The organism is Pectinatus haikarae, from assembly GCF_050916305.1.
GTDB lineage: Bacteria > Bacillota > Negativicutes > Selenomonadales > Selenomonadaceae > Pectinatus > Pectinatus haikarae.
Genome location: NZ_CP116940.1, coordinates 1,394,728 through 1,411,145, shown reverse-complemented (window position 1 = coordinate 1,411,145; position 16,418 = coordinate 1,394,728). Strand labels below are relative to the sequence as shown.

The 16,418-nt window shown below is 42.3% G+C and carries 17 protein-coding genes; 2 read left to right on the top strand and 15 right to left on the bottom strand.

Translation table 11 applies throughout. The features are described from left to right. The first annotated feature begins 144 nt into the window (after positions 1–144). A complete protein-coding gene (locus NXG61_RS06920) occupies positions 145–1,935 on the top strand; it encodes a heme NO-binding domain-containing protein (RefSeq protein WP_196603538.1) in 1,791 nt (596 codons plus the stop codon). Between the two features lie 160 nt (positions 1,936–2,095). On the opposite strand, the gene ftsZ is transcribed toward NXG61_RS06920, so the two are convergent. Next, positions 2,096–3,223, bottom strand: coding sequence for a cell division protein FtsZ (gene ftsZ / locus NXG61_RS06915; RefSeq protein ID WP_196603537.1), 1,128 nt, complete (start codon positions 3,221–3,223; stop codon positions 2,096–2,098). Positions 3,224–3,652: 429 nt separating this feature from the next. On the opposite strand from ftsZ, the gene NXG61_RS06910 reads away from it, so the two are divergent. Beyond that, the gene (locus NXG61_RS06910; protein WP_231038457.1) at positions 3,653–4,771 is read left to right on the top strand and encodes an N-acetylmuramoyl-L-alanine amidase; all 1,119 of its coding nucleotides are present in this window, start codon (positions 3,653–3,655) and stop codon (positions 4,769–4,771) included. A 76-nt stretch (positions 4,772–4,847) separates the two neighbouring features. Here NXG61_RS06910 and NXG61_RS06905 read toward each other — a convergent pair whose 3' ends face one another. The 14 genes from NXG61_RS06905 to ade form a co-directional block, all read right to left on the bottom strand. Further along, positions 4,848–5,567 carry a SagB/ThcOx family dehydrogenase gene (locus NXG61_RS06905; RefSeq protein ID WP_231038456.1) on the bottom strand — a complete coding sequence of 240 codons (720 nt, stop codon included), beginning with the start codon at positions 5,565–5,567 and terminating at the stop codon, positions 4,848–4,850. Positions 5,568–5,629: 62 nt separating this feature from the next. Continuing rightward, positions 5,630–6,343, bottom strand: a complete 714-nt coding sequence (gene hisIE, locus NXG61_RS06900; RefSeq protein WP_196603535.1) for a bifunctional phosphoribosyl-AMP cyclohydrolase/phosphoribosyl-ATP diphosphatase HisIE — start codon at positions 6,341–6,343, stop codon at positions 5,630–5,632. Further along, complete coding sequence (gene hisF, locus NXG61_RS06895; RefSeq protein WP_196603534.1) at positions 6,340–7,098, bottom strand: imidazole glycerol phosphate synthase subunit HisF; 759 nt, start codon at positions 7,096–7,098, stop codon at positions 6,340–6,342. Before hisF ends, hisIE begins: the two co-directional genes overlap by 4 nt. A gap of 2 nt (positions 7,099–7,100) precedes the next feature. Then, positions 7,101–7,829 (bottom strand): 1-(5-phosphoribosyl)-5-[(5-phosphoribosylamino)methylideneamino]imidazole-4-carboxamide isomerase, encoded by a 729-nt coding sequence (gene hisA / locus NXG61_RS06890; RefSeq protein WP_196603533.1) that lies wholly within the window; start codon positions 7,827–7,829, stop codon positions 7,101–7,103. A gap of 69 nt (positions 7,830–7,898) precedes the next feature. After that, entirely contained in the window at positions 7,899–8,432 is a 534-nt protein-coding gene (locus NXG61_RS06885; RefSeq protein ID WP_196603532.1) for a DsbA family oxidoreductase, read from the bottom strand. Between the two features lie 43 nt (positions 8,433–8,475). Further along, the gene (gene hisH / locus NXG61_RS06880) at positions 8,476–9,075 is read right to left on the bottom strand and encodes an imidazole glycerol phosphate synthase subunit HisH (RefSeq protein ID WP_196603531.1); all 600 of its coding nucleotides are present in this window, start codon (positions 9,073–9,075) and stop codon (positions 8,476–8,478) included. A gap of 1 nt (position 9,076) precedes the next feature. Continuing rightward, positions 9,077–9,661: an imidazoleglycerol-phosphate dehydratase HisB gene (gene hisB / locus NXG61_RS06875; RefSeq protein WP_196603530.1), complete on the bottom strand. Its 585-nt coding sequence runs from the start codon at positions 9,659–9,661 to the stop codon at positions 9,077–9,079. Positions 9,662–9,665: 4 nt separating this feature from the next. Continuing rightward, entirely contained in the window at positions 9,666–10,733 is a 1,068-nt protein-coding gene (gene hisC / locus NXG61_RS06870; protein ID WP_196603529.1) for a histidinol-phosphate transaminase, read from the bottom strand. A gap of 21 nt (positions 10,734–10,754) precedes the next feature. Continuing rightward, entirely contained in the window at positions 10,755–11,405 is a 651-nt protein-coding gene (hisG, locus tag NXG61_RS06865) for an ATP phosphoribosyltransferase (protein ID WP_196603796.1), read from the bottom strand. Positions 11,406–11,526: 121 nt separating this feature from the next. After that, a complete protein-coding gene (locus NXG61_RS06860) occupies positions 11,527–12,048 on the bottom strand; it encodes an HD domain-containing protein (RefSeq protein WP_307223094.1) in 522 nt (173 codons plus the stop codon). Continuing rightward, positions 12,045–13,193 (bottom strand): ATP phosphoribosyltransferase regulatory subunit, encoded by a 1,149-nt coding sequence (hisZ, locus tag NXG61_RS06855; protein ID WP_196603795.1) that lies wholly within the window; start codon positions 13,191–13,193, stop codon positions 12,045–12,047. Before hisZ ends, NXG61_RS06860 begins: the two co-directional genes overlap by 4 nt. A 42-nt stretch (positions 13,194–13,235) precedes the next feature. After that, positions 13,236–13,562 carry a YerC/YecD family TrpR-related protein gene (locus NXG61_RS06850; RefSeq protein WP_196603527.1) on the bottom strand — a complete coding sequence of 109 codons (327 nt, stop codon included), beginning with the start codon at positions 13,560–13,562 and terminating at the stop codon, positions 13,236–13,238. Positions 13,563–13,780: 218 nt separating this feature from the next. Continuing rightward, positions 13,781–14,584: an MBL fold metallo-hydrolase gene (locus tag NXG61_RS06845; protein ID WP_196603526.1), complete on the bottom strand. Its 804-nt coding sequence runs from the start codon at positions 14,582–14,584 to the stop codon at positions 13,781–13,783. A 75-nt stretch (positions 14,585–14,659) separates the two neighbouring features. Beyond that, the gene (gene ade, locus NXG61_RS06840) at positions 14,660–16,393 is read right to left on the bottom strand and encodes an adenine deaminase (RefSeq protein ID WP_432748988.1); all 1,734 of its coding nucleotides are present in this window, start codon (positions 16,391–16,393) and stop codon (positions 14,660–14,662) included. Positions 16,394–16,418 lie beyond the last annotated feature (25 nt).

Genomic DNA, 16,418 nt, shown 5'->3' with positions numbered 1-16,418 from the left:
TGTGCTTTTTGTACAACAGAAAAGCTTTTTTAATACCGCTATACTTTATTTCTCAGATAATTATTTGCATCAATAGATAATCATTTACTACCCTAAAAAAAAAGTATATAATTAGCAGCATAAGAATAAAGAGGAGAGTATATAATGAAAGGTACAGTAGTAAGCACGTGGACACGCACCTGCAAAAAACTCTGGGGTGATGATCTCGTGAGAGGCGTCATGGATGACATAGGACTTGGTTCCGATCATATTTTTACACCGAGTGAGGACATCGATGATGCAGTCTCTCAGGCGCTTGGTGATACACTGGCAAAAAAGTTAGGAAAACCTTCTGCCGAAATCTGGCGTGCCATTGGCAGAGACAATATTACAACTTTCTTTGAATTTTACCCCGGTTTTTTTCAAAGAGAAAATCTGCATGCTTTTTTAAGCTCACTGTACGACATTCATGTAGAAGTGACACGGCTTATCCCAGGTGCAAATCCGCCTGCCGTTGAAATGAAAAACATCTCTTCTACTGAATCCATTTTTACATATCGTTCCAAGCGGAAAAAATTTGATTATTTTCGCGGTCTTCTGGATGGCGCCGCTGCGCACTATCATGAAAAAATAGAAATTTCAGAAATAGAAAAAGGAACTGAGCACCTGAAACTCAAGCTCAAATTTTCTTATAAGATACAAAGCAATCATACCTACCGTTTGAATTGCCTTTTCAGTTTTTTACCTTCTCTCTCATTTAAAATTGGACTTTTGACGGCTATATGTATGTTTATAGCTGCACTTCTCTCAAAGGCAGTCGGTTTTTCCTTCCCCTTGTGGATTCCAATTTTCACCGGCTTTTTATCTGGTATTATTTCTTCTTTATTCCTGCGCCCTCTTTCCTCCGTCAAAGATTTACTCACCGCTCTCAATGAGCATAATTATGCTACTACTGTGAATATAATTTCCAGAGACATATTCAGCTCACTTTCCGATCAAATAGAATCTTATAAAATCAGCATGCGCCGCAGCTTCACCGGCATTAAAGGCGGTCAGGATGAACTATCCCGCTACGGTGATGTTTTCAGTGATCTTGGCAATACCATGAGCACAACTTCCGACACTATTGCGCAGGTAGTAAACAGCAGTGCCGAATCATCTGTTGTAGCTTCCGAAAAAGTTTCGCAGGCTGTAAGTATTTTAAACGATAATATTTCTGCATTGAAAAATGTCGTTCAAAAACAGGCCAGCAATAATACTCATTTGCAAACAGCCGTCGGTGAAATTGAAAATTGTTTTTCCAATGTTCATGATTCAAGCGAGAAAATCAATTCCAGCATGGCTAATTTTGCCAAGGTCAACGCTTCGGTAGAAGGTCTGCGTGATCAGACCAAGCGCATCACCGAAATCACCAGCACGGTGGCTGCCATTGCCGGACAGACAAATCTACTCGCACTCAATGCAGCTATAGAAGCTGCGCGGGCAGGAGAACATGGTAAAGGCTTCGCGATTGTTGCGGAAGAGGTCAGAAAACTTGCCGAACAATCCCAGGAACAGTCTCAGATCATTTCAGATGATGTTCAGACAATAACCAAGACTATCGAAGAAGTTGTCGAGCATGTAGATGTCGAATATGATATTCTTTCAGAGGAAAATGCCAATCTGATCTCGGTTGTGACCGAAAACACTGCCTATTTGAAGAAAATACGTACAGTTTCTGACAGCATCGTTGAAATAATAAGTCAATTGGAACATGAAATGTCCGGTATGAATGATGTTTATGAAAAAATAGAATCCATCGTAGATATTGCTCAGGACAATTCTGCATCCACAGAAGAAGTCAACGCATCTATTCATATCTATAATGAAAAAATCAAGGGTCTGCTTGATAAAATCGGGGAATTCAAAAAACTGGCACAGTATTTCTCTGATGATATAAATATTTTTAAAGTTTGACTATAATACCTAAATTTTCTGTAATGAACAAATTTCCAACATATGCTTTTCACCTTACACCTCAAAACTAAAAAGACCTTGGCAAAATAGTGATAATAAATCACTGTGCTGCCAAGGTCTTTTTATCTGCGCGGCAGAAAAAATTTTTCTGCCGTCAGAATCATATATCCTTTTTTTTATCTATTTTTTCTATATCAAAAATCAATCTGCCCAAATTTTTATCTGAGCCCGCAGTTGAATCAGTCTTCTGCATAAAAACAGGCAAATCCGGAGCCGATGAAGGATTTTCGCTGGCGGCCTCCTCTTTTTTCGCGGGTGCCGCAATCTTGTCATCCACAAAATCAGTTGCGATAATCGTGGCTCTGACTTTCCCTGCCAAACTTTTATCTATAACTGTACCCAATATTATGTTAACATCGGAACTTGTATTCTCATAAATAAACTTGGTGGCTTCATTTACTTCAAAAAGGCTTAACGTTTCATCGCCGGTTATATTTAAAACAATACCTCTGGCCCCATTTACAGAGCGCTCTATCAAGGGACTTTCTACAGCCATTTTGACAGCATTTACCGCTCCGCTGCCTTCTCCTATGCCCAAAAGAGCTTCTGAATTGCCATTTTGCTTGAAAATAGACTTAACATCTGCAAAATCGACATTTATAACGCCAACCGTCAAAATCAACTCCGACACACAGCGGATGGCCTGTTTTAAAACACTATCCACCATATGAAAGGCATTCAGCAGCGACATATGCTTATTAGTCCCATGCAATTCGAGCAATTTATCATTCTGAATGACGATCAATGCATCAAGAAAGGGTCGCATGGCTTCCACACCGGCCATAGCTGTTTTCCTTTTGCGTGAACCTTCGAACGAAAACGGTATTGTAAATACACCGATAGTAAGGATTCCCATAGAATGAGCAATTTCAGCAATTACCGGTGCCGCTCCGGTGCCGGTCCCCCCGCCCATTCCCGCCGTAATGAAAATCATATCAGCTCCGGTCAACGAATCCCTTATAAGCGATTCGTCATTGACAGCAGCCGTCTGCCCCAATGCCACCTTACCGCCGCTGCCGAGCCCGCGCGTTACATTTTCACCTATTTGGAAAAGGCTGATGCTTTTCTGCGCCAAAGTCTGCAGCTGTTTTTTATCCGTATTTACAGCAATAAGATCCATCCCCGAATGTTCCTCATCTGCTATGCGTTTCAGCACACTGTTGCCGCCGCCACCGATACCGATAATTTTTATATTGACAATTGTTCCCCGTATATCTTCCCTTTGCAAAAAGATCCCCCCTTTATTATCATGGGCCAGCCATACACGACAATATCTCTGATTCCGTCACATTTTTAATGCTTTTTCTTTATTATTATTCGTTATATGAATCCTCAGTCCTGCCAATCATTGCATTAAATCAGCCGGACCGGATTGCACGAGCGCAAAATTATCATTGCATCTGTCATCTATTATATACATTGGCAATGGCATATATCAAGTAATAGATTTTTATTTTGTCTTTTTCAAATTTTTGTTGTAGAATATTAGAATGTAATAATATATATAATATTAATAGTGCTCTGCTTTACTTTGAAAAATCACTTGTTTATTACCTGCTTGATCATCAGCTGTCTTATTGCTGATTTTTTACAAACTTAAACTATTATGCGGCCAATTTTTATATGCGATATTCCAACATAGCGGGAGGGAGTTTTTTTGCCCAGAATATTATCTTTTTTCTTGATCAATATATTTTTATTCAGTTTTTTTCTGTCTTTGCCTCAAACCGCCAGAGCGGGCAATTTTACTGCTGCTGCGTCCTCTCTGGCGAAGATCACCGATATCCGTATAAGTTCTGCCAATGGCAAAGTACGGCTTGTTGCCGATGCAGATAAGGAAATTGATTATGAATCCTTTGGTTTGTCTTCTCCTGATCGTATTGTCATAGATCTGAAAGGTGCGTGGATCACCCCATCTGTAAAAAAAGAATTTACAGTAGCCAATAAAAATATCCGCAATATCCGTGTAGCTCAGTTTTCTCATGATACTGTCCGCATAGTTATCAATACTTCTCTCAAACGTGATTCATATGATGTTTTTTCCTTATCTGCCGGCAGCGTTCCGTATCGTGTCGTAATGGATTTTGGCAGGCTTAAGGAACATTCCCAAACCTCGTCCGCAAAAACCGCGTCTTCTGCCTCAACATCTGTAATCCCTTCCAATACAACTGCTGATATATTTACTTCACCGGGGATAAAAGGCAAAAAGATAGCCATCGACCCCGGACACGGCGGCAATGATTCCGGTGCAGTAGGCTACAATGGCGCAAAAGAAAAAGATTCTACGCTGCGGATAGGTTTAAAATTGAAAAAAATGCTGGAAGACGCCGGTGCCACGGTCATAATGACCAGAACCACAGATACCTCCGTCGCTGCGCCCACCGCAAGTGATGTTGCAGAATTGCAGGCTCGATGCGATATAGCCAACAAAGCCGGTGCCGACATATTTATCAGTATTCATAACGATTCTTTTACCGATACATCTGCCAATGGCACCTCCACTTACTATTATGAAAATGGAAGCGGCCTGAGTGAACGCCTTGCCGAATATCTTCGCCGCGGCATTATCGATAATTTAAATACTCCGGACAGAGGCACAAAAACAGCCAATTTTTATGTGATCAAACATACTGATATGCCTGCAGTCCTTATCGAAGCCGCCTTTATATCAAATCCTACCGAGCAGGCATTGCTGACTTCTGACAGCGGTACTGATAAATTTGCTGCCGGTATTTACAATGGAATCAATAAATTTTTTTCATCCGCTGGATCATGAGCACTTAAACAAAAAGCTGCCGTACTGCAGAAAACAATGCAGTACGGCAGCTTTTTATTTTATATATCATTTACATTTATATCTTGCCCACGGCGGCGCCATAAACAACAAACTGTTCATCTTTCGGCAGAGCCAGCTCTTCATTTATCTGCTCATCATCGAAAGCTCCAAGCGCGCACACGCCTGCTTTTATAGTTTGTGCCGCAAGATAAATATTCTGGCACACATGCCCTGCATCCAAAAATGCATACCTATATCCCCTCGAGCCATAACGGCAGGCAACTCTTTCAATGACTGTACTCCATATAAAAGTAACGGCACTGTTAAGAACAACCTTGAAGGTAGAAAAACAATTGCTGACAGCGTCCCTGTCTGCATCCACTTTGACCAAGCTGTGTTCAACAGCCAAAAAGCGATATACACCGGCTTCCAGGCCCTCCACATTGTTTACAAGAATATATGTTTCCAGAGAATGGCTCGCTCCCGCCGAGGGGACCGTGCGCAATGTAAAATTCTCATTGGCCATTTTGACGCCCTGCGTACACCAAAGAAGATATGACAATTCTTTCAGGGAAAGCGACTCTTTACTATATTGGCGAATAGTTGCCCTAAGTTCTATCATTTCAAGAAAATTCACAGTATGATCTTCCAGCATATCCGGTTCCGGCAATATGATCACTGCCTCGCCCTCAGCGGCCGGCAGTTCAAGAAGCGGCCTGCCGGTCTGTTTCTTCCCTTTGCCTTTTTGCCATGAAGATTCCTGTAAAAATTCCTTTGCACATTTTACATCTTCCATATTTTCCTCCATAGATTACGCAAAATATTATTTTCTATAAACAGCAATACCCATCGGCATTCTCATTGCTCTTCCGGATCCAAATCATCAGGATCAATAAAACTATGATATTCACCACCACCGCTGCGCCGCCCTAAAAGTTCCCCGAGCAGTTCTTCCGGTGCTATATTATGGTAGGCCAGTGCAACCAGACAATGATACCAAAGATCTCCCATTTCATAAAGTATTTCTTTCCTATCATTATTCTTGGATGCTATGATCGTTTCTACTGCTTCTTCACCCAATTTTTTGAGTATTTTATCTTGTCCGTGTCTTAACAAATAATTCGTATATGAACCCTCGACAGGATGTATTTTCCTGTCCTGAATTACAGCGTATAACTCGTTAAGCACTTTTGTCAGGCTTGCCGAGTGCTGCTCTTTCTCCCGGAGAACAGCTATTTCTTTATTAGAAGAACCCAGCCGTCTGCCGCTGAAACATGTGTATGTCCCTGTATGACAGGCGCATCCTGTTTGATGTACTCTTACTAAAAGGGTATCACCGTCACAGTCATAAAATATCTCTTCTATCTTCTGCTTATTGCCGGAAGTTTCGCCTTTATTCCAGAGTTCTTGCCGGCTGCGGCTGAAAAACCAGGTATAACCGGTAGACAGTGTTTTTTTCAGCGATTCTTCATTCATATACGCCAGCATCAATACCTGATCGTTATCTATTTCCTGAATCACAGCCGGTACTAATCCCTGTTCGTCAAATTTCACTTTATCTATATCAATCATAATCTTACCTCCACACCCCGTGACAACAGATATTCCTTCACCTGACGAATGCGAAACCTGCCATAGTGGAATACCGAAGCCGCCAACACAGCATCGGCTTTCCCCTCTGTCAATACATCGTAAAAGTGCGACAATTCTCCTGCCCCGCCTGATGCAATGACAGGAACCGATACCGCTTCCGATACAGCCCGTGTCAGAGCTATATCATATCCGTTTTTCGTTCCGTCAGCATCCATACTGGTCAGCAGTATTTCACCGGCACCGAGAGAAACCGCTTTTTTCACCCATTCCAGACAATCGAGTCCTGTCGGTGTGCGCCCTCCATTTATATAAACTTCCCAGGAATCTTCACCGTCCCTTTTGGCATCTACCGCCAGCACAACGCATTGATTGCCGAATTTTACCGCTCCTTCGCTTATCAGTGCCGGGTCTGTAACTGCAGCCGTATTAAGGGATATTTTATCAGCACCTGCTTTGAGCATGTTCCGCATATCATCTGTGGAACGTATTCCTCCGCCCACCGTAAATGGGATGAATACCTGTGATGCACAGCCGGACGCAACTTCCACCATAGTATCGCGTTTTTCATTGGAAGCAGTAATATCCAAAAATACCAATTCATCTGCACATTCCTTATCATAAAGACATGCCATTTCTACCGGATCACCGGCATCGCGCAAAGAAACAAAATTCGTTCCTTTTACAACACGCCCCGCTTTCACATCCAGGCAGGGAATAATCCTTTTTGTATACATTTTTATTCACCCTCGGCAATTTCTATTGCGGCCTTCAGATCAAGAGCACCGGTATAGATGGCTTTACCGGCAATAATGCCAACAATACCGTCTTTCTCATATTTTTTCAGTTCGCCGATTTCATCCAGAGAAGACAACCCCCCGGAAGCAATCACATTTACCCTGCTGCTCTTAGCTAAATTTGCGGTTGCCTGCACATTTATTCCCAATAATGTCCCGTCCCTGGAAATATCAGTATAAATTATATTTTTTACACCCGCCAGTGCCATTCTCCTTGCCAGTTCAACAGCATGCACATTTCCCGATACGCCCCAGCCCTCAACCGCTACGATCCCATCCTTTGCATCAATGCCGACTGCTATCCTGTCGCCAAATAACCTGCATGCATCCGTTACCAGCTGCGGATTCTGCACTGCTGCCGATCCCAGAATGACACGGCTTACTCCTATCTGCAAAATACTTTCTATATTGTCAATCGTACGTATACCGCCGCCCAGTTCTACCGGAATATCAGTAGTATCGACAATCTGCTTTATTACCGGTAAGTTTTTTGATACACCGGCCAGAGCACCGTCCAAATCAACGATATGAAGATATTTAGCTCCCATATCAGCCCATTTTTGGGCAGTTTGGACAGGCTGCTCAGAAAATATTGTTTCTCTGGTAAAATCCCCCTTAAAAAGGCGCACACATTTTCCGCCCCTTATATCAATAGCCGGCAAAATCAACATAAATATAACCTCACAATCCCTATATCCATAATCTGTTTATTTGGCAAATGTTCCCGCCGTACATGGTTATCAATCCTGAATAAATTTTTCCAATTCTTCTATTGTTACCATTACACCATTCCCCGAACCTATTTTTGCCATGCCCCTGGCATAACTCGGCACCGCGTCAAATTCCTTTTCTGACCATGCATATATATTTCCCTGTGTCACCAGATCTTGATAAAGCCCTTGTGTCAATGCTTCGGTAAATTCTTTTTTATCTACTGAACATTGTTCTGCTATATCGCTTAAAACCGCAATATCCGAAATATCTTTATGATGTTCAAAGGTCGCTTCAAATGCCAATTTATGATATTTCATCAAGTCACCCGCATGCGCCAATACAAAATACATGCCGCAAATAGCCAGATCACTGTGCACACCGTGCTCTTCCGGACGAGGATGGGCTTCGCATGGACGCCATATGATATCCAGTTTCGGGTACTTTTTCATAAGCTCCATCAGATTTTTATGGCCGCGATAGCAGTAGGGACAAGCATAATCAAAAAAAACTTCCAACTTCCCCGCATCTTCACGTCCCTTTATTTCATAAATATCAGACATAGATAATACCTCCCTTAAATATTTTATTTTCTATTTATCTTTATTATAGCATAACAAAATTTCTTAAAATTTGCATCCCTACTTCTCCCGATTTTTCCGGATGAAATTGAGTCGCCCAAACAAAACCATTCCCCACTGCCGCAGTTACTTTTTCACCATATTCTGTCCACGCGATTACCAGTGACTGATCGTCGGGAACCGCATGATAACTATGCACAAAATAAACATAGGGGCGTTCAGGAAGATTCTTCAGCAGCTGCATCCCGTCTCTTGCAAAAATGTTGTTCCAGCCCATATGCGGTATCTTAAGTTCAGGTGCATTTATTTTTTTCACCATGCCTTTGAAAATCCCCAGTCCTCTTACTCCCGGATTTTCTTCGCTGCCCTCGAACAGCAATTGCAAACCAAGACATATTCCCAAAAAAGGTTTGCTTTTTGCTGCTTCATGCAGCACAGGGACAAGCCCTGTTTTCGACAGCGTATCCATACAGTCACCGAAAGCTCCGACTCCCGGTAAAACCACTTTGTCTGCTTTTTCTATTTCTTTGTGACTGTCCGTTATACGTGCCTCTGCACCTAAAAAAGCAAAAGCCTTCTGTACACTGAACAAATTGCCGCGTCCATAATCCACTATTGCGATCATATTACAGGACCCCCTTGCTGCTTGGTATACCGTCCACTCGAGGATCTTTTTCCACTGCTTCCCGCAATGCATGTCCGAGTGCCTTGAATATCGCCTCAATTTTGTGATGCGAATTTTTTCCGTACAATACCTTTATATGCAGCGTTATTCCTGCATGAAAAGCAAATGCCCGAAAAAATTCTTCTGCCAGCTGCGTATCAAAAGAGCCGATCATCGGTGCCAATTCTCCCGCCTCAAAAACCAAAAACGGCCTGTTGCTTATATCAAGAGATACCATGGCCAGTACCTCGTCCATCGGAATATAAAAGGTACCATATCTTTTGATCCCTTTTTTATCGCCGACAGCACTGAAAAACGCATCCCCCATGGCAATGCCTATATCCTCTACAGTATGATGTCCATCCACTTCTATATCGCCATCGCATGTCACGTTCAGATCTATCAGCCCATGCACAGCCAGCAGTGTCAGCATATGATCAAAAAAACCGATTTTTGTATCGACAGCGGCTTTGCCCGTGCCATCAAGATTGATCGTGGTTTTTATAGAGGTTTCCAGAGTCCGGCGTTCTATAGTAAATTGGCGCATATGCTCACTCCTCAGTGTGATTTTCCACAAATTCTTTGACAATTTTCATAAACGTATCATTTTCTTCCCGCAGGCCTGCTGAAATGCGGATACAATTCTCAAGTCCAGGAGCATTGCCGAAGCTTCTCACCCCTATACCTATATTTATCAAATATTCGTTCAAAGCAGCTGCCTTATCATATTTCATCAAAATAAAGTTCGTCGCGGACGGATAAATTTTTATACCTTCCATCTGCTTCAATTGCAGAGCCATGCGTTCACGCTCGGCGATCATCATCGCAATACGCGGTTCATATTCATGTCTCATTTGATAAACGATATCTGCCGTCACCGCCGAAAGGATATTCAAGTGATACGGCATAAACACTTTGCCTGTCATTTCCGTTATTTTCTTATCAGCTATCATATAACCGACTCTTGCCCCCGCCAGACCGTAAGCTTTTGAGAAAGTGCGTGCCACAATCATATGCGGATATTTGTGCTGTATTTCCGTGGCTGATTTTTTATCAAACTCTATATATGCTTCATCTACCACAAATGCACAGCTGATATTTTGCGCTATATACTCTATGTCTTCCAGAGGAATATGCGTGCCTGTCGGATTGTTCGGTGCACATACCACAGCCAGATGCGCCTTATTGGTATTTACTGTTTCTACAAATTTTCCCGCATTCAAACGATACTCTTCATCCAGATCAAAAGGTACGCTTATTGAATTGCTCAAATCCGCATAAATTTTATACATTGAAAAAGACGGTCTGGGATAAACTACCTTATGATTGCGCCCGCCAAAGCAAAAAAACATTTTTTCCAAAATCTCGCTGGAACCATTGGCCAAAAGTATATTGCCGCGCTGCACATGAAATGCCCCCGCGAGCTGCTCGGCCAGGGACTCAGTCTCCGTATTCGGATATCTATTAAAAGCAAGCCTTGACAAGCCGCTCATAACCCGCTCTTCCACAACGGGCGGCAGGTTCATATTACATTCATTGGCATTGAGCTTAATATTCCAGTCACGCTCAACCACATCATAGGTAGGCAAATTTTTTATGCCTGTACGGTATTTCAACATATATAATCTATCCCTCCAAATTCAGCCGATAATCGCACGTAGATCTTCGAGCATTTTGCTGATTCTGTCAAATTTCATTTTAAAACTGACTCTGTTAGCTATAAGTCTGGCTGTAGCATCAGCTATAAAAGCATACTCCTCCAGATCATTTTCCCGCAGAGTGGTCCCCGTTTCCACAATATCCACAATACTTTCCGATAATCCTACAATAGGTCCAAGCTCGATCGAACCATGCAGTTTTATATATTCCATCTGCATGCCCTTACTATTAAAAAATTCCGCCGCAATATGCGGGAATTTAGTAGCTACCCTGGTATTGGCATAATCAGCAAGATGTGCTCTTTTTGCTTGCTTCGCCACTGCCATCATCAAATGGCATTTGGCAATTTTAAGATCCAGCAGCTCATAGACATCCTTTGCCGATTCCAGCAAAACATCCTTGCCGATCACCCCTATATCAGCTGCTCCATATTCTACATAAACAGGCACATCTGCTGTTTTGGTTATTATGAATCGTATTTTTTTATCTCTGTTGGTTATTATAAGTTTGCGTGATTTATCCGATAAACCTTCCGCCGTATAGCCTATTTTTTTAAATAATTCGGCAGCTTTGCCAAAAACTTTTCCTTTCGGCAAAGCAATAGTCAAGTATTCCATATTTTCTGCAGACATCAAGCCAACGCCCTTCTTTTCTGATTTTGCTATAATGCAATCTTCTTTACCTGGCACAGACAATCGCACCTCTTCGACCGGCAGCCTTCCCATTAGACATCCAAAAAATTTCCCGCCGTTTTCAATTGAGAGCATCAGCCATACGCAGCAAAATAAGTTCATTGCTGTCAGCCGCATTTGGTTTATCATGATGCCGTTTTACCAATTGCGCCACAGCCCATTCATCTATCTGTTCCAGCTTTTCAGCACCCAACGCTGCGTGATGCATGCATATATATAAAGCATTGCGTCTTCTGCCAATAGTACCTCTGCCTCCTCTTCGGGCAGCACGGACTGCCGCCTTGACAGATATTGCTTCCAGCAGCACAAATACGACCTTGTCAGCAAGACAAACAGCAGCGGCGTTTCTTCCTATATCATGAAGCAGTGCCGCCTTGACCAAAAGCCTCCTGTTTACCGTACGATGATCGGCCATTCTTGCAGCCGTATATGCCGTAAGTACCGCATGCCTTCTGTCATAGATATTCATTTCGTTAAACAAGCCCAGTTCCTTATCGTGTAAATATTCGGATACAAAGACCCTATCTTTGTCAGAAAGCCTGGCAGCAAGAGCATGCCAAAACTGCATGATCCTTTTTATCATTGAATATAAACCAGATTAACATAATTTTTTGCCCGGCAGTAAGCTTCCGCTTCCGATAGCTTTTGCGGACTGCCTGCAAGTTCCGTTATTTCTCCTGCATCTCTCAGCAGCATAGCTTTTTCGACGGCTTCATCAAGTCTTCCTTCGGCATAGGCAACGTAATTTTCTTTACTGTTGGTGAGACACTCCGTCTTACCCTGATTTTTCAAAGCCAGCATGAGACGTTCCAAGCCGAGAGCAAACCCTGTAGCCGGACAGTTTTTTCCGAAATCAGCCAGAAGATTATCGTAACGCCCGCCGCCGCATAACGGACTGCCAAGTCCGGGCGCATATATTTCAAAGACCATTCCGGTATAGTAACTAAAATCCCGGATAACTCCCAGATCGAAAACCACATATTTATCGATGCCATAATTTTTCAAAAGGTCATAAATCTTTTCCAAATTATCCAATGCTTTTTTGCTTTGTTCATCCAGTGCAAACGCAGCCGCTTTTTTCAAAACATTTTCATTGCCATGCAGCATCGGCAGCGAACGCAGAAAAGCTCTTGCCTCATCCGGCAGTGCAGTTTCTGCTGTTATCCTGTCCAATTCGACCAGATCATGCTTTTCCAAGGCCCTGCGAATATATTTTTGCTTATCCTGTGCCAGATTCCACTGCTGCATAAGGCCATTGATAAAAGCCACCTGCCCCATACAGACCTGGAAATTGACCAGTCCTGCTTTCAGCATGCTTTCTATGGCAAGAGCCACAATTTCTGCATCACCGGTAGGTTCACCGTTTCCCATCAGTTCCACTCCGGCCTGATAAAATTCGCATTGTCTGCCTGTCTGCGCCTGTTCATAACGATAAACCTTGCATATATATGAAAGCTTAAATGGTATATCGTCATTTTGCATTCGGCTCGAAACCAGTCTTGCTATCGAGGTAGTCATTTCATTGCGCAGCGCCAAGGTTCTGTTGTTTTTGTCGAAAAATTTAAACATATGCCGCTGTATACTGTTCTTATTCCCCATGGTCAATGTATCAAGATATTCCACTGCCGGTGTGATGACCTCATCATACCCCCATACCTTAAATAAATTGGCCAATACATTTTCAATGTTCCGTTTGATGGCTGCATCATGCGGCAAAAAATCTCTCATGCCATAAGGTATTTCTAATAAAAAATTTTTCTCCCTGCACACTTACTTTTTCTCTCCGTTCCGTCCGATAATATTTTTTTCTATTCCCAGCCTGTCCAATACTAAATTGTAACCGTCGGCACCGTAATTAAGGCAGCGCTTCACCCGGCTTATCGTAGCGGTACTGGCCCCTGTGCGGGATACAATCTTTTCATAAATATGTCCCTGCCGCAGCATGGCCGCAACTTCAAGCCGTTGGGACATGGCTTTTATTTCACTTACAGTACAGATATCTTCAAAAAACTGATAGCACTCTTCAAGGTTCTTTAAACTTAATACCGCTTCACATAAATGGTCATTCAATTCATCTTTTAATTTTGGATTACTCACTAAATGATCCTCCCAATAATTTTACATTTTTCTTCGTTAAGTCTTTATCGAATAAAAAACTATAATATAGTTATACACTAAAAGCAGCAAATAATCAATATATTATTTGCTGCTTTCAGTTGAAAAAATATTGAACAAATATCAATAAACAGGCTGTGTATATTTGCTCTGCCGTACCGTTAAAAAAGCTGTCCTTATCTCCTCACTGTCAGTGATCATCAGAAGACTATCTTTTCAAGATCGTCCGGTATATATATTATATCCTTGAAAAACTTTTCAGCTTCAGACATATATTTTTCTTTTCTCTGCGGGAATGTCTTGTCCTCTGTATGATACAGCAGAACCGCTCCTGCCTGCAATTCTCCGGCTGCAGAGCATGCTTCCTTCACCGTACTGTGATTTTTTTCATAAGGATTGAATAGATCTCTGTCAGCATAAAGACAGAATGCCTCCGACATCAAAAGATCACTGTCAAAAACAGTATCACGGCAATGTTCATTATAAGGCTCATCACCAAGACAAGAAAGCTTATATCCATCAGAAAAAACCGCACTGAAACCAAACTGTTTCTTTTTAGTGGACAGAATATCAAAAAATGTCACATGCATATCAAGAATTTCCAAATTCTCTCCATCATTTACAGTGCGGAAAAAAATACGTTTACCGAGCTGTTCGGCATCCTTTTTTTTAAGAGTGAGTTCAGCTATAGTCTTTATAATATGGAGGACTTCGTCATGTCCATATATCCAGAAATCTCCCTCATATTTATTTTTTCCCATAAGCGCCGCTATTTTTCTGATTACCCAAATCACACCGAGAACATGATCGGTATGACCGTGTGTCACAAACATATGATGCAATTCGGCAAAGGACAAACCTGCTTTTTCCATATGATTCAAAATGGTGTTGCCGCCGCCAGCATCGACCAAAAAAATTTTCTCGTTTTCATTTATAGCAAAACAGGTGTTATAATATTTCGTTACCATGGCATTTCCGGTGCCCAGCATTACCAATTCTCTCATCAAATACCACTCCGTATCCATTCTGCGATATATCTATTATTCAGCTGATAGCACACAATCCGTATAAAGACACTTTCATGCTTCTATGCTGGTAAATGCAAATTTGGTTACATCAAATAAACCCATGTCTGTGATCTTAAGTTCCGGAATAACAGGCAGAGACATAAAGCATAACGTCATTATCGGATCTATATTTTCATTAACGCCGAGCAGTTTATAAGCTGTTTCATGAATAAACGTAAGTCTGTTACTGACCCATCTGCCGTCCTTATCACTCATAATGCCTGCTATAGTCATTGGCATAGACGCAGCTGTTTTTCGATTACAGGCAAGCAGTATCCCGCCCTGCTGCTTTATCAATTCATTTACCGCATATTCCATGTCCCTGTCATTCGTCCCCACGACGATGATATTATGCGAATCGTGAGCAATAGAAACAGCCACTGCTCCTTGCTTTATGCCATAATTTTGCAGCAGCGCAACTGCTACATTGCCTGTGTTCCTATGCCTTTCTACTACAGCTATTTTAACGATATCATGCTCAGGCGAATATATAAATCTGCCGCTTTCATCAAGCTTTACCGTAGCTGTTCCCTTTTCAGTCACTACTCCTCCGGGAAGAATAGAAATAGTTTTAACTTTATCAGACTTCAGATATAAACTTAATTTTTCAACGGAAAAATCCTTAACATGACAGCTTCCTGCCACAGTGTCTATTGGGTGCTTTACCACCTTTGGCAAATATTTACCGTTCTGAGCCGTCAAAATTCCGTCAATATAAACTTCGGAAATATTGAAATTTTCAAGATCATCAACTATTGTCAGATCAGCCTTTTTCCCGGGAGCCACCGCACCTCTGTCAGATAGCCCATAGCATTCGGCAGCATTGAGCGAAGCCATGCGGACAGCCGAAAACGGACTTATTCCGGCTCTCACACAAAACCGAAGATGCTCTTCCAAATGCCCTTTTTCAAAAATTGTCTTTGTTTGCCGGTCATCAGAACACAACAAACAGCGCCGTTCATTGTCTCTTGTCACTCCGCCGATAAGGTTGGACAAATCATCACACGCAGAACCTCTACGCAGGAGCACATACATTCCGCGTTCTATTTTTTCATGCATTTCTTTTACAGAGGAACACTCATGATCGGTAAGTATGCCCGCCACGATATAGGCATTGAGTCCATAACCGGAAAGGCCCGGCCCATGTCCGTCAATAATTTTTCCATTGTACTTTGCAGTCATAATTTTATTGATAACTTCGTCGTCATTATTAATTACACCGGGAAAATTCATAAATTCTCCCAGACCAAGGATTTTCTCCGAAGCCATAGAATCCGCCATAAGTTTAGCCGTAAGCTCTGCCCCCGCATGCTCAAAGGGAGTTGCCGGGACACAGGACGGCATCATAAATTTTATATCCAGCCTTGCATTCGCGGCAGCCTCAAGCATATATGAGAGCCCGGTAAGGCCGCACACATTCACAATTTCATGGGGATCCGCGATAATTGTCGATGTACCGTGCGGCACTAAAAGCGCGCCCAGCTCTTCCGGGCTTACGCAGGATGACTCGATGTGGATGTGAGCATCTATAAGTCCCGGCATAACAATCGCGCCGCACATATCCTTTTCATTATCACTTCTGTAGCTGCCGATCCCTGCAATAACCCCCCCGCTTATTGCGATATCACCGCAGAGCAGCCTTGCACTGTACACATCAACAATGCGGCAATTGCGCAGCGCCAGATCAGCATTCTGTCTGCCTGCCGCCACATTGATCAATTTTTCCAGCTGTTTTTTCTCTATCATAGATTTTACATCCCTGCTTTCACTG

What these genes read in the sequence shown, in the direction of transcription:
- hisC (WP_196603529.1), bottom strand. Translation starts at nt 10,733, where the DNA reads ATGTTGAAATACCGTACAGGCATAAAAAATTTGCCTACCTATGATGTG.
- ade (WP_432748988.1), bottom strand. Translation starts at nt 16,393, where the DNA reads ATGATAGAGAAAAAACAGCTGGAAAAATTGATCAATGTGGCGGCAGGC.
- hisH (WP_196603531.1), bottom strand. Translation starts at nt 9,075, where the DNA reads ATGATCGCAATAGTGGATTATGGACGCGGCAATTTGTTCAGTGTACAG.
- NXG61_RS06905 (WP_231038456.1), bottom strand. Translation starts at nt 5,567, where the DNA reads ATGGAAGATGTAAAATGTGCAAAGGAATTTTTACAGGAATCTTCATGG.
- NXG61_RS06845 (WP_196603526.1), bottom strand. Translation starts at nt 14,584, where the DNA reads ATGAGAGAATTGGTAATGCTGGGCACCGGAAATGCCATGGTAACGAAA.
- NXG61_RS06920 (WP_196603538.1), top strand. Translation starts at nt 145, where the DNA reads ATGAAAGGTACAGTAGTAAGCACGTGGACACGCACCTGCAAAAAACTC.
- NXG61_RS06885 (WP_196603532.1), bottom strand. Translation starts at nt 8,432, where the DNA reads ATGTCTGATATTTATGAAATAAAGGGACGTGAAGATGCGGGGAAGTTG.
- hisG (WP_196603796.1), bottom strand. Translation starts at nt 11,405, where the DNA reads ATGTCTGCAGAAAATATGGAATACTTGACTATTGCTTTGCCGAAAGGA.
- hisIE (WP_196603535.1), bottom strand. Translation starts at nt 6,343, where the DNA reads ATGATTGATATAGATAAAGTGAAATTTGACGAACAGGGATTAGTACCG.
- hisB (WP_196603530.1), bottom strand. Translation starts at nt 9,661, where the DNA reads ATGCGCCAATTTACTATAGAACGCCGGACTCTGGAAACCTCTATAAAA.
- NXG61_RS06860 (WP_307223094.1), bottom strand. Translation starts at nt 12,048, where the DNA reads ATGATAAAAAGGATCATGCAGTTTTGGCATGCTCTTGCTGCCAGGCTT.
- hisA (WP_196603533.1), bottom strand. Translation starts at nt 7,829, where the DNA reads ATGTTGATTTTGCCGGCTATTGATATAAGGGGCGGAAAATGTGTGCGC.
- hisZ (WP_196603795.1), bottom strand. Translation starts at nt 13,193, where the DNA reads ATGAGAGATTTTTTGCCGCATGATGCAGCCATCAAACGGAACATTGAA.
- hisF (WP_196603534.1), bottom strand. Translation starts at nt 7,098, where the DNA reads ATGTATACAAAAAGGATTATTCCCTGCCTGGATGTGAAAGCGGGGCGT.